Source organism: Streptomyces sp. NPDC031474 (assembly GCF_055581185.1).
Map to the genome: position 1 here is coordinate 14464 of NZ_JBVIJX010000031.1, position 13449 is coordinate 27912.

9 protein-coding genes are annotated in these 13449 nt (G+C 73.7%); 6 read left to right on the forward strand and 3 right to left on the reverse strand.

Annotated elements, in window-relative coordinates; translation table 11 throughout:
• The first annotated feature begins 113 nt into the window (after window positions 1–113).
• Entirely contained in the window at window positions 114–875 is a 762-nt protein-coding gene (locus ACZ5SK_RS43225) for a hypothetical protein (RefSeq protein WP_334583534.1), read from the forward strand.
• A 208-nt stretch (window positions 876–1083) separates the two neighbouring features.
• Entirely contained in the window at window positions 1084–2211 is a 1128-nt protein-coding gene (locus ACZ5SK_RS43230; RefSeq protein WP_334583533.1) for a glycosyltransferase family 4 protein, read from the forward strand.
• Window positions 2212–2303: 92 nt separating this feature from the next.
• Here the strand turns inward: ACZ5SK_RS43230 and ACZ5SK_RS43235 are convergent, their stop codons facing one another.
• Window positions 2304–3947: a PucR family transcriptional regulator gene (locus tag ACZ5SK_RS43235; RefSeq protein ID WP_334583532.1), complete on the reverse strand. Its 1644-nt coding sequence runs from the start codon at window positions 3945–3947 to the stop codon at window positions 2304–2306.
• Window positions 3948–4028: 81 nt separating this feature from the next.
• Between ACZ5SK_RS43235 and ACZ5SK_RS43240 the strand changes: the two genes are divergently transcribed.
• On the forward strand, window positions 4029–4988 hold the full coding sequence (locus tag ACZ5SK_RS43240) for an LLM class F420-dependent oxidoreductase (protein WP_334583531.1): 960 nt from the start codon (window positions 4029–4031) through the stop codon (window positions 4986–4988).
• On the opposite strand, the gene ACZ5SK_RS43245 is transcribed toward ACZ5SK_RS43240, so the two are convergent.
• Window positions 4975–6357, reverse strand: a complete 1383-nt coding sequence (locus tag ACZ5SK_RS43245; protein ID WP_361709296.1) for an FAD-binding oxidoreductase — start codon at window positions 6355–6357, stop codon at window positions 4975–4977. The genes ACZ5SK_RS43240 and ACZ5SK_RS43245 overlap by 14 nt on opposite strands.
• Before the next feature lie 65 nt (window positions 6358–6422).
• Window positions 6423–8225 (reverse strand): glycoside hydrolase family 15 protein, encoded by a 1803-nt coding sequence (locus ACZ5SK_RS43250; RefSeq protein ID WP_334583846.1) that lies wholly within the window; start codon window positions 8223–8225, stop codon window positions 6423–6425.
• 470 nt (window positions 8226–8695) lie between these two features.
• On the opposite strand from ACZ5SK_RS43250, the gene ACZ5SK_RS43255 reads away from it, so the two are divergent.
• The 3 genes from ACZ5SK_RS43255 to ACZ5SK_RS43265 all read left to right on the forward strand — a co-directional run bounded on the left by ACZ5SK_RS43255 (window position 8696) and on the right by ACZ5SK_RS43265 (window position 13406).
• On the forward strand, window positions 8696–10378 hold the full coding sequence (locus ACZ5SK_RS43255) for a CTP synthase (protein WP_334583845.1): 1683 nt from the start codon (window positions 8696–8698) through the stop codon (window positions 10376–10378).
• A 91-nt stretch (window positions 10379–10469) separates the two neighbouring features.
• Window positions 10470–11096, forward strand: a complete 627-nt coding sequence (locus tag ACZ5SK_RS43260) for an NUDIX hydrolase (protein WP_334583529.1) — start codon at window positions 10470–10472, stop codon at window positions 11094–11096.
• A 186-nt stretch (window positions 11097–11282) separates the two neighbouring features.
• Entirely contained in the window at window positions 11283–13406 is a 2124-nt protein-coding gene (locus ACZ5SK_RS43265) for a tetratricopeptide repeat protein (RefSeq protein ID WP_334583528.1), read from the forward strand.
• Window positions 13407–13449: the final 43 nt, after the last annotated feature.

The following is a 13449-nucleotide window of genomic DNA, read 5'->3' on the forward strand; positions in this document are numbered from 1 at the left end:
CCTCCGTTTCCAGGGGTTCGGCCTCAAGACACCGCAGGGTCCGCCGTTGTGACAGCGCGCTCGATCTTTTTTCTCCGTCCTGGTCGCCCAGGGCTTTTCCCTAGGGTGAGGGCATGGTCATACGAAGGGGACGGGTCGCGGCCTTCGCGGCGGCGGCCGCGCTGACGCGGGCGACGACGGCGGTGCTGCGCGCGGCGGCGCCGGGCGGGCGGACGCTGTGGGAGCGCGAGAACCACGCGGGGCGCACGGTCGGGCTGTACTCCGGCCCCGCCGTCGCCCTGGCCGCCTCGGTCGCGGCCGCCCGGGTGGCTCCGGCCGCCGCGCTCGCCGTGGCCGCCGCCGGGACCTGCGGGGCGTACGACGACGTCGCCGGCGTCGGCGATCCACGGCGCGGCTTCCGGGCGCATCTGGGCGCGCTGCGGCAGGGCGAGGTCACCAGCGGGGCCGTGAAACTGGTCGGGATCTCGACGGCCGGGCTGGTCGCGGGGGCGCTGCTGAAGGAGCGGCCCCTGGACAAGGTGCTCGCGGGCGTGGTGATCGCCGGCGCCGCACACTTCGTCAACCTCGTGGACGTGCGCCCCGCAAGGGCCGCCGGCGTCGTGCTCGCCCTGGGCGCGCCGGGGGCGCTGCGCGCGGGGGCGGCCGGGGAGCTGGCGGCCGTGGCGGTCGGGGCCGCGGCGGCGGTGCTGCCCGAGGATCTGGGCGGGCGGGAGATGCTCGGCGACAGCGGGGCGCACGCGCTGGGCGCGCTGCTCGGGGCGGCGGTGGCGGCCGGCAACGGGCGAGCGGGCCTGCTCGCGCACGCCGCCGCCGTGGTGGCCGCAGCGGTCTACGGGGAGCAGGTGAGCGAGGCGGCGAGGTGCACACTCGGGTAATCGAACGGAACCCCGGTTTCTCTCACTCGTGTGGGTGATGAAGGGGGCCCTGTGGCCGGGTGCCGGGGGGCTCGACGGCACGGAACACCCGTACGTGCTGGCATCCTTGGGCGTAGTACGTGGAGGAACGTCAGCGGTCCACCCCTCCGCCGGTCCTTCAGTACGTTTCTTCGTGACCGTCCGACGCCGAATCAGGAGCCCCGGCCACGTGAGCAGCCACTCACCGCACGGCCAGTCGCCGCTGCGTACCGTGCAGGTGCTGGGCGGCGGCAACGCCGGCAGCAGCGCGCACGTGCGCTCCCTGGCCGCGGGGCTTGTCGCGCGGGGCGTGCGAGTGACCGTGTGCGCCCCGGCCGAGGCCGATCGCGCCCATGACTTCACGGGTGCCGGAGCCGAACACGTGCACGTGCCGCGCAGCAGCGACCCGGGGTCCGTGGCAGCGCTGCGGGCGGCCTGCACCGACGCCGACCTCGTCCACGCGCACGGCCTGCACGCCTCGTTCCGGGCCGTCCTCGCGCTGAGCGGCCGGCGCACCCCGCTCGTCGTCACGTGGCACAACCGGGCGCACGCCGAAGGGGCCCGCGCCCACCTGCTGCGGCTGCTGGAACGGCGGGTCGCGAGGACGGCCGCCGTGGTCCTCGGCACCACCTCCGACCTCGTGGACCGGGCGCGCCGGACGGGCGCCCGCGACGCGCGGCTCGCGGCCGTGGCGCTGCCCCGGCCCCGCCGGGTCGAGGGCCCCGACGAGCCCGAGCTGCCCGCCTCCAAGCTGCGCGCCGAACTCGGCGCCATCGGACGCCCGCTGCTCATGGCGGTCGGGTCCCTGGAGCGCCACCGTGGGCACGACCTCCTGCTGGACGCCTCCCGCACCTGGCGCCGACTGGACGCCGGACCGCTGGTGGTGATCGCGGGGGAGGGGCCGCAACGGGCGGAGCTCCAGAGCCGTATCGAGGACGAGGACCTGCCGGTCCGGCTGCTCGGGCGGCGCGACGACGTGAGCGAGCTGCTCGCCGCCGCCGACCTCGCGCTGCTGCCGGGCGGCGGGGAGTCACGGTCGGTCCTGGCGCAGGAGGCCCTGCACGCGCGCGTGCCGCTCGTCGCGGCTCTGACCGGCGGCATCCGCGAACTCGTCGGCGACGCGGCCGAACTGGTACCGCCGGACGACGCCGAGGCCTTCGCCGCCGCCGTGGCACGACTCCTCGGCGACCCCGAACGCTGCGCACTCCTGCGGGACATGGGCGCTCGGCAGGCGGCCACCTGGCCCACGGAGGACGAGACCGTCGCCCAAGTGCTCAGCGTCTACGACGAGTTGACACAGCCCCGGCCGATGATCTGAGCGACGGCCGCCCGCCTCCCGCCTCACGCCCCTGTGCCTTGACGCCTCACGCCCCTGCGCCTCCATGCCTCACGCCCCTGTGCCCCCATGCCTTACGGCACGTGCCGCCGGGCCCGGAGTGCCAGGCTCAACGCCAGGACCGTCTGCGGGTCGTCCAGGTCGGTGCCGAGCAACTCGCCGATACGGGCCAGGCGGTTGTACAGGGTCTGGCGGTTCAGGTGCAGCTCACGGGCCGTCTCCGCCTTGCGGCCCGCGTGCGCCAAGTACGTCTCCAGGGTGGGCAGCAGAGGCGGCTTGGAGCGGTGGTCGTGGTCGCGGACCGGACCGATCGCGCGGTCCACGAAGGCCGCCAGGTCGGGGTGGTCGCGCAGCCGCCACAGCAGCAGGTCGATGTCGAGGCGACGGGCGTCGTACCAGGGGCGATCCGGCAGGCCCTGCGCGGCGGTCGCCGTCTCCGCCGCGTGTCTGAGGCCCGCCGACGCGGCCGCCCAGCCGCCCGCGACCCCGACCACCACCACCGGCGGCTGGGCCCCCGGCCGCTGCATCCCGGCCCGTTCCACCCCGGCCCGCAGCGCCGCCGCCACCCGGTCCGCGACCGCGGACCGCTCCGACTCCGACCGCAGACCCAGCAGCACCGGCACCCGGCCCTCCACCGGACGCACGCCCAGCAGCACCGGCACGCCCACCGACGCGAGCTCCTCCGCGACCGCCCGGGCCAGCACCGCCCAGCCCCCGCCGGGGGAGATGCCGTCGCCCAGCCGCATCACGACCGGGAGCAACGGACCGGCGCCCGGCCGGAAGCCGAGGACGCGCGCCTGCGCCGGGGCGTCCTCCGCGGCGATCCGGCCCTCGGCGAGGTCGGTCAGGAAGTCGCCCCGGCCGCGCGCCGCGAGCTCCTCCTCCTGGCGGGCCTGCATCAGCACCACGGCCAGGATCCCGGCCGCCCGCTCGGCGGCGATCCGGTGCACGGGAGCGAGCGGCGCGCACACGGGCAGCAGCACGAGCCGGGCGCGCACCGACCCCGTCCCCGGCCCGCCGCCGGGCACGTCCACCAGCACCGAACCGGCGGGCGGCGACGCGTCCTTGTGCGGGTCGCGCAGCCCCTCCCAGACCTGGAGCGGATCCGCGCCCTGAGGTCCCTCGCCGGCCGCGTACAGGAGTTGCACGTCGGTCGTCTCCAGGAACACCGGGTTGTCGCTGAAGTCCGCCAGGATGCCCAGCACCTGCGGGATGCCGCCCCCGCCGAGCAGGGCCTGCGTACAGCGGCGGTGCACCTCCTCGGCCCGCTGGAGCAGCGCGTAGTGGCCGTTGACGATCTCGGTGTGGATCTCCTCGGTGACCGTCACGAACGGCACCTCGCGGTGCAGTTGGACCAGGGGCAGACCGGTCGTGCGGGCCGTCTCGACCAGGGCGGCGGGCAGCCGGGTGAAGCGCGGGCCCAGCTCGATCACCAGGGCCGCGATGCCCCGCTCGGCCAGCGTGCGCACGAACGCCCGCTGGTCGGCCGGACGGGTGCCGAGGCCGTAGCCCGTGGTCAGCAGCAGTTCGCCGCCCTTGAGCAGCGAGGCGATGTTCGGGACCTCGCCCGCGTGCACCCAGCGCACCGTGCGCTCCAGCCGGTCGGCGCCCGCGAGGATCTCGGGCAGGCCGCTGCGCAGGCCGGGCAGCTCCAGCGCGCGCTGCACGGTGATGCCGGCGCCCCGGCTGTCGTAACGGTGGTCCGTGCGGCTGTCCATGCAGCGGACGCTACCTGGGCAGACGTCGCGGCAACATCCGCGGACAGGATTGGACGGCGCGCGGCCGGGCAGCGGCGGCCCATGGACTTCAGTGTGGTTGCCGTGGCCCGTGAGGACGACAGCCCGGTCGAGGAGCCGCTGCGGGTCGCGGCGCTCGCCGACCGGCTCGGCTACCGGGAGGTGTGGGCGGGCGAGGGGCCGACCTGGGACGCGTTCGTGCTGGCCGCCGCCCTCGGCCGGGTCACCGAGCGGGCGGTGCTGACGGCGGGACCGGTGCCGGTGTCCGTGCGCGACCCGTACACCCTCGCCCGGGGCGCCGCGTCGGTCGCCGCCGTCACCGGCGGACGGGCCGTCGGCGTGGCGCTGGGCACGTCCAGCAAGCGGGTGGTGGAGGGCGTGCACGGGCGGCCCCGGACGCGTCCCGCCGCCGTCCTCGCCGAGAGTGCGGCAGCCCTGCGGGCGCTGCTGCACGCCGTGCCCGGTGAGCCGGTGGTGCCCGGCAGCCCCTTCCGGCGCCGGCTCCCGCCGCCGGGCGGACCGCTCACCGTGGCCGCGTTCGGGGACCGTGCGATCGCCGCGGCCGCCGCGCACGCCGACCGGATGCTGCTGGACGTCGTCTCCCCGCAGCAGGTGCGCGAGCTGCGCGGCAAGCTGGACGCGGCGGCCCACGAGGCGGGCCGTACGCCGCCCGTGCTCGCCGCCTGGCTGCCCGCGGCCGTCGACCCGGAACCCGCCTCGCTCGCCCAGGTCCTGGGCAGCATCGCCGGATACCTGACCGTGCCCGGGTACCGCGAGGTGTTCGCCGAGGCCGGTTTCGCCGAGGCCGTCGAACGCGCCGCGGCCGGCGCCGACCGCGCCGTCCTGGTCCGCGCCCTGCCCCCGGCGGCCGCGGCCACCGTCGGCCTGGTGGGCGACCTGGCCGCCGTACGCGCCCGTATCGACGCCTATGCCGAGGCGGGGCTCGACGAGATCGCGCTGGTCCCGGCGACGGCCGGTGATCCGGCGGGAGAGCGGACGCTGACGGCGCTCAGGCCGGCCTGATGTTGTGGTTGAAGCGGAACACGTTGTCGGGGTCGTAGCGCCGCTTCAGGTCCGCGAGGCGCCGGGTGTTCTCGGCGCCCAGGCCCGCCACGACCCGGTCGGCGCCCTCGTCGCCGATGAAGTTCAGATACACGTCCCCGGTGCTCCACGGGCGGACGTCGGCGCGGACGTCGCGCACCCAGCGGACGCAGGCCTCGTCGTCCGCGGGGTCCTCCCAGATGCCGAACGGGTGGACCGCCCACGGGGCGCCGCGGAAGGGCACCGGGTACTCGGCCGGGCCGGCGGCGATCGCGCCGCCCTGCGGCCACAGCACGTGCTGGGTGCCCGTCCCCACGGGCAGGGTGTCCGCGCGGGCGCAGAAGACGTCCACCAGGGCGTCGGGGACGCCCGTCAGATACTCGGCCGACCAGTAGTTCCGCATCCCCGGCGGATCGTCGAGCATGCACTGCACATCGGCGTACGGCATCGCCCCGACGATCTCCGTCTCGTGCGGCAGCGCCAGCAGTGGTTCGGCGAGCTTGCGCATGTCCTCCTCGGCGCCCGCGTACGTCAGCAGCGCACCGCACACCAGCGTGCCGACCAGGTGCGGCGGGACGAACTCCTCGGGCGGGCCGGTGAAGAACAGGACGCCCCCGGCCGCCTCGTCGGGGCCCGACTCGATGACGTCGCGGTAGGTGCGGACGACCTCGCGGCCGTGCTCGGGCCGGTACAGGACCAACGCGATGGAGAACTGGGGCAGCTCGTACAGCTTCAGGGTGAGGGAGGTGGCGACGCCGAAGTTTCCGCCGCCGCCGTGCAGGGCCCAGAACAGGTCGGGGTTCTCGTCGGCGCTGGCGTGCACCCGGCGGGCGTCGGCGGTGACGAGTTCCACGCCGAGGAGGTTTTCGGCGGCGAGCCCGCAGCACCGGTCCAGCCAGCCGGTGCCACCGCCCAGGACGAAGCCGCCGACGCCGGTGGTGGAGGCCCGTCCGCCGGTCGTGGCCAGGCCGTGGGGTTGGCAGGCGCGGTCCAGGTCGGTCATCAGGGCGCCGCCCGCGACCCGTACCGCCTCGTCCGCGGGATCGACCATGACCGCGCGCATGTGCCGCAGGTCGACCACCACGGCACCGTCGCCCAGCGCCTGGCCCGCGACGCTGTGCCCGCCGCCGCGCACCGCGATGTGCAGGTCCAGGTCACGGGCGAAACGCACGGCCCGCACGACGTCGGACTCGTCGACGCACTGGGCGATCACGGCCGGACGGCGGTCGATCATCGCGTTGAACACCGCGCGGGTCTCGTCGTAGCCCGTGTCCCCCGGGGCGAACACGTCGCCGACCAGATCCTCGCGCAGCGCGGCGAGGGCCGCGCCCGCCTTCGATGAGGAGGCCATGGGCGCCCCCTTTCGTGCAGGGGCTGGTCCCCCCAGCGTAGGCGGGCGCGCATCGTCGGTCCTGTTCAGCCGCCGTAGGCGCCCGAGGCCGTCAGCCGCAGGGCCGTGTCGATCAGCGGGACGTGGCTGAAGGCCTGCGGGAAGTTGCCGACCTGGCGCTTCAGGCGCGGGTCCCACTCCTCGGCGAGCAGCCCGAGGTCGTTGCGCAGGGACAGCAGCTTCTCGAACAGCTTGCGGGCCTCGTCCACCCGGCCGATCATCGCGAGGTCGTCCGCCATCCAGAACGAGCAGGCGAGGAAGGCTCCCTCGTCGCCGGGCAGGCCGTCGACGCCCTCGTCGCCGCCCGAGGTCGGGTAGCGCAGGATGAAGCCGTCCGCGGTGGACAGCTCGCGCTGGATCGCCTCGATGGTGCCGATCACCCGCTTGTCGTCCGGCGGCAGGAAGCCCATCTGCGGGATGAGCAGCAGCGACGCGTCCAGCTCCTTCGAGCCGTAGGACTGCGTGAACGTGTTGCGTTCCTTGTCGTAGCCCTTCTCGCACACGTCCCGGTGGATGTCGTCGCGCAGCTCGCGCCACTTCTCCAGCGGGCCGTCCGCGTCACCGGACTCGATCAGCTTGATCGTGCGGTCGACGGCGACCCAGGCCATGACCTTGGAGTGCACGAAGTGACGGCGCGGGCCGCGCACCTCCCAGATGCCCTCGTCCGGCTCGTCCCAGTGCTGCTCCAGGTAGCGGATCAGCTTGAGCTGGAGCAGGGAGGCGTAGTCGTTGCGGGCCAGGCCCGTCATGTGGCCCAGGTGCAGGGCCTCGGTGACCTCGCCGTACACGTCCAGCTGGAGCTGGTGCGCGGCGCCGTTGCCGACCCGGACCGGGCCGGAGCGCTCGTAGCCGGGCAGCCAGTCGAGCTCGGCCTCGCCCAGCTCGCGCTCGCCCGCGATGCCGTACATGATCTGCAGGTTCTCGGGGTCGCCGGCCACCGCGCGCAGCAGCCACTCGCGCCAGGCGCGGGCCTCCTCGCGGTAGCCGGTGCGCAGCAGCGAGGACAGGGTGATCGCCGCGTCGCGCAGCCAGGTGTAGCGATAGTCCCAGTTGCGGACGCCGCCGATGTCCTCGGGCAGCGAGGTGGTCGGCGCGGCGACGATGCCGCCGGTCGGCGCGTACGTCAGGGCCTTCAGCGTGATCAGCGAGCGGATCACGGCCTCGCGGTAGGGGCCGTGGTACGTGCAGTGCTCGACCCACTCGCGCCAGAAGTCCTCCGTGGCCTGAAGCGACTGCTCCGGCTCCGGCAGTGCGGGCGGCTGCTTGTGCGAGGGCTCCCAGGAGATGGTGAACGCGACCCGGTCGCCGGGGGCGACCGTGAAGTCGGCGTACGTCGTCAGCGCCTTGCCGTAGGTCTCGCAGTCGGTGTCGAACCACACCGAGTCCGGGCCCGCGACGGCCACCGTACGGCCCTCGTGCTTGTGCACCCACGGGACGATCCGGCCGTAGGAGAACCGCATCCGCAGGGTCGAGCGCATGGGGACGCGGCCCGAGACGCCCTCGACGATGCGGATCAGCTGGGGCGCGCCGTCACGTGGGGGCATGAAGTCGGTCACCCGGACCGTGCCGCGCGGGGTGTCCCACTCGGACTCCAGGATCAGCGAGTCGCCCCGGTAGGTGCGCCGGGCCGCGCGCGGCGGCGGCGCGTCGGAGGCGTGCGCGGGGCCGAGCCGCCAGAATCCGTGTTCCTCCGTGCCGAGCAGACCGGCGAAGATCGCGTGCGAGTCGAAGCGGGGCAGGCACAGCCAGTCCACTGTCCCGTCACGGCAGACCAGGGCAGCGGTCTGCATGTCTCCGATGAGTGCGTAGTCTTCGATGCGCCCGGCCACGTGCAACTCCAGTCGAACGGCCACGTCACCCCCCACGAACACGGGGGGCTGTCGCTTATTGCGGTCAAGGGGTCGTTGTAATGCGTCGTTGAGCGGTGAAGCAAAGCAGTCGCTCACCCGTACAGGCAAAACGCCAATTACTGCTCAACGAACTGACGAGCTCTCGTTGTTCCGGGGGATACGGGCGGGGGTGTGCCGTCTTGTCCGGCCCGGCTCGTCAGCGAGTGTCCGAGCAGGATACGACGCACGTAGATGATCTGCGTGCCGCTCCGGACAACGCGGGTGGGCCGAACGGGTGAGCAACGGGTGAGGAGCCGGTGCGGAAGCGTCCGTGCGTGTCGGTCCGTGCGCGGAGCGTGGCCGGAAGCCAGGTCTCCGAGGCGCTGATACCCTGGTAGCCCGTGGACCGGTGGTCTCGAAGCCCCCGAACCGCACCCACACATCGCGACCACGGGAGCCCCCTCTTGGCCATGCCGCCCGCTGCTTTTCGAAACAGCAAAGCCACGACGACCAAGCACATCTTCGTCACCGGGGGTGTCGCCTCCTCTCTCGGGAAGGGCCTGACGGCCTCCAGCCTCGGCATGCTGCTCAAGGCCCGGGGTCTGCGCGTCGTGATGCAGAAGCTCGACCCGTATCTGAACGTCGACCCGGGCACGATGAACCCCTTCCAGCACGGTGAGGTGTTCGTCACGAACGACGGGGCCGAGACCGACCTGGACATCGGCCACTATGAGCGCTTCCTCGACCGCGATCTCGACGGCTCGGCCAACGTCACGACCGGCCAGGTCTACAACACGGTGATCGCCAAGGAGCGGCGCGGCGAGTACCTGGGCGACACCGTGCAGGTCATCCCGCACATCACCAACGAGATCAAGCACCGCATCCGCCGCATGGCGACGGACGAGGTGGACGTCGTCATCACCGAGGTCGGCGGCACGGTCGGCGACATCGAGTCGCTGCCGTTCCTGGAGACCGTCCGCCAGGTCCGGCACGAGGTCGGCCGGGACAACGTGTTCGTGGTCCATATCTCTCTCCTTCCCTACATCGGCCCGTCCGGTGAGCTGAAGACGAAGCCGACCCAGCACTCGGTGGCGGCCCTCAGGAACATCGGTATCCAGCCGGACGCGATCGTGCTGCGCTGCGACCGCGAGGTGCCGACCGCGATCAAGCGCAAGATCTCGCTGATGTGCGACGTCGACGAGGCCGCCGTGGTCGCCTGCCCCGACGCCCGCTCGATCTACGACATCCCCAAGACCGTGCACGGCGAGGGTCTGGACGCCTATGTCGTCCGCAAGCTGGACCTGCCGTTCCGTGATGTGGACTGGACGACCTGGGACGACCTGCTCGACCGCGTCCACAACCCGGACCACGAGATCACCCTCGCGCTGGTCGGCAAGTACATCGACCTGCCCGACGCCTACCTCTCGGTCACCGAGGCGCTGCGCGCCGGCGGCTTCGCCAACAAGGCCCGCGTGAAGATCAAGTGGGTCACGTCGGACGACTGCAAGACCCCGGCGGGCGCCAAGGCGCAGCTCGAGGACGTCGACGGGATCTGCATCCCGGGCGGCTTCGGCGACCGCGGTGTGCTCGGCAAGGTCGGCGCGATCAGGTACGCCCGCGAGAACAAGATCCCGCTGCTCGGCCTCTGCCTGGGCCTGCAGTGCATCGTGATCGAGGCCGCGCGCAACCTGGCCGACATCCCCGACGCCAACTCCACCGAGTTCGACTCGGCCACCGGCCACCCGGTCATCTCCACGATGGCCGAGCAGCTCGACATCGTCGCCGGCGAGGGCGACATGGGCGGAACGATGCGCCTGGGCATGTATCCGGCCAAGCTGGCCGAGGGCTCCATCGTGCGTGAGGTGTACGACGGCAAGGAGTACGTCGAGGAGCGGCACCGGCACCGTTACGAGGTGAACAACGCCTACCGCGCCGAGCTGGAGAAGAAGGCGGGCATCCTGTTCTCCGGCACCTCGCCGGACGGCAAGCTCGTCGAGTACGTCGAGTACCCGCGCGACGTCCACCCCTACCTGGTGGCCACGCAGGCGCACCCCGAGCTGCGCTCGCGGCCCACGCGTCCGCACCCGCTGTTCGCCGGCCTGGTGAAGGCGGCGGTCCAGCGGACGGTCGAGGCGGGGAAGGCTTCGAAGTAACACACCGGTTGTACGGTGGCCGGGGTGCAAACCTTCAAGGGTTGCGCCCCGGTTTTTGTTTGCGCAGGTGGCACGTGGAAGGACGCACGGCATGACGATCAAGGACACCCCCGAGGCGTGGGAGATCCGGGCCACCCAGACCCCCTTCGTGGGCAACAAGACCTCCGTCCGCACCGACGAGGTGGTCATGCCCGACGGCTCGGTGGTCCGCCGGGACTACCAGGTCCACCCCGGCTCGGTGGCCGTCCTCGCCCTCGACGACGAGGACCGGGTGCTGCTCATCAAGCAGTACCGCCACCCCGTGCGGCAGAAGCTGTGGGAGATCCCGGCGGGTCTGCTCGACGTGCCCGGCGAGAACCCGCTGCACGCGGCCCAGCGCGAGCTGTACGAGGAGGCGCACGTCAAGGCCGAGGACTGGCGGGTGCTCACCGACGTGTACACGACTCCCGGCGGCTGTGACGAGTCCGTGCGGATCTTTCTCGCCCGGGGCCTGTCCGAGGCGGACGGGGAGCGTTTCGCGGTGGAGGACGAGGAGGCCGACATGGAGCACGCGCGGGTGCCGGTCGGCGAGCTCGTCAGGGCGGCCCTCGCGGGCGACGTGCACAACAACTGCCTCGTGGTGGGCGTGCTGTCGCTGGCGGCCGCCCGCGCCGGGGAGGGCGCGGACGCGCTGCGCCCGGCGGAGGCGCCCTGGCCGGCGCGTCCGTTCGAGGCCTGAACGCAGCCGGGCCGAAACCCGCCCGGATCGTCGACAGTGTGACGATCGGCTGATCCGATCGGGGGACGTCCCCGTCGTGCCCGCCGTGCTCCTCCCGGCACGTCGCAGAGCGTGAACTAGGCTCTGGAATCGCCCGATCCGGAGTCCCGGCGGGCTTGCGTGTGCGGTGGGACGGGAGTGTGGCCCGTGACGGATCAGGCAGTGGACACAGGCGGCGCGCAGCTGTCGGGACACGCTGCGCCAGAGGGCCATTTCCTGGGCCGCACCCGGGAGTTGAAGGAACTGCGCGCCGACATCGAGCGCGCCGGGCTGGACACCATCTCCGGGAAGAAGGCTCCGCGCGCGCGGGTCCTGCTCATCGCCGGCCGGCCCGGCTCCGGGCGTACGGCGCTCGCCGAGGAGCTCGTCCGGCAGGTCGCCGGCCGCTACCGGGACGGCGTGCTGCGCGCCCGTCTCGCCGAGCCCGACGGCACGCCCGTGCCCGTCGAGCGCGCCGCCCGTGAACTGCTCGCCGCGCTGGACGTGCCGGCCCCGCCCGGCGCCGACGAGGACGACCTCGCGGCCCTGCTGCGCGAGGCCCTCGCCGAGCGGCGCGCGCTGCTCCTGCTCGACGACGCGACCGGCGCCGAACAGGTCGACGCACTGCTTCCGGACACTCCTCAGTGCCTGCTGGTCGCCGTCTCCGCCGGACCGCTCACCGGCATCGCGGACGTCCGCCCCTGCACCCTGGGCGGCCTGGACACCAAGTCCGCCCTCGACCTGCTCACCGGATACACCGGCTCCGTACGCATCACCGTCGACCCGCGCTCCGCCGAGCACCTCGTGGAGGCCTGCCAGGGCCAGCCCGCCGCGCTGATCCTGGCAGGCGGCTGGCTCGCCGCCCGCCCCCAGGCCGCTGTCGCCGACCTCGCCAAGCAGCTCAACGCCGAGGGCGACGAGGGCACCCCGCTCAGCCGGGTCTTCCGGCTCGTGCACGCCGCGCTGCCCGCCCCCGCCGCCCGGATACTGCGCCTGCTCTGCCTCGCCCCGGCCGGCCTGGCCGACCCGCACACCGCCTCCGCGCTCGCCGGCTGCTCGGTGGGCGCCGCCCACACCGCCCTAGACGACCTCACCGCGCTCGGCCTGCTGCGGGCCGTGGACTCCCCACTGCCCCAGTACGAGGTCCCCGGCTGCCTGCACCCCCTGCTGCGCGCCGCCGCCGAGACCCATGACCGCCCGGCCGAGCTCCAGCTGGCCCGCGCCCGCATGCTGGAGCGGACGGTGCGGCTGCTGCAGTCCTGCCGGGCGGTCACCGAGACCGACAACCCCCAGGCCCGCGAGAAGCTCCAGGGCACGCCCCGCGCCCTGCGCTTCCCCACCCCGCGCGCGGCCGCCGACTGGCTGCGGGCCCGCCGCCCGGCCCTGCTCGCCTCGGCCCGTCTGGCGGTCGCCGACGGGGAGCTGGACACCCTTGCCCGCCGCTTGATGTCCCAGCTGGTCAGGGCGATGGTCGCGCACTTCGGCACCCAGGGCGCCGCACCCGACCTGTACGGCATCCACCAGCTCGTCCTGGACGTCGCCGAGCGGCGCGACCTGCCCCGGGAGCGGGCGGCCGCCCTGCTGAACCTGGCCGACGTCGACGCCAGGACCGGCCGCACCGCGGAGGCCCTGGTGCGCTACCGGGCCGCGCTGGACGCCGGACGCGAGGCGAACGACCCGTACGCGATCGGGCGCGCGATGGAATCCGTAGGCGGCGCGCACCTGGAGCTCGGGGACTACGACCGGGCCGCCGACTGGTTCGGCCGGGCCCTCGCCCAGCGCCTGGCGCGCGACGAGCGCGCGGACGCCGCCCGCCTCTACGGCCGTATCGCCACCGCGCACACCTACGCAGGCCGCTACGGCGAGGCACAGCGGGCCTGGCGGGCCGCGGCGGCCGGGCACCGCAAGAACGGCGACGTCGGCGCGCACGCCAGGGCGCTGAGCGAGCTGGCGAGGGTCCAGGAGTACGCCGGCCGCCCCGAGGAGTCGCTGCGGACCTGCCAGGAGGCCGTGGAGTGGGCATGGCGGGCCGAGGACACGCGGCTACAGGCCGCCGTGCAGCTGAGGCTGGCCGACACCCTGGAGCGCCTCGGCGACCCGGTGGCGGCCCGCCTGCACCGGGGCGCGGCCGAGCGCATCCTGGGAGAGGAGCTCCCGGACCGCGAGCCGGAGCCCGAGCCGGGGCTGGAGCGGCCGGAGCTGCCGGCAGGGCCGGAGCGGCCAGGACAGCCGGAACGGCTGGAACATGGCGCTAACACCTGCGAAATCCGTAGTACACCCGCTGGAGATTGATGCAATGAAAGGCTAGACAGCGGGAACACCTTCATTAGACTGG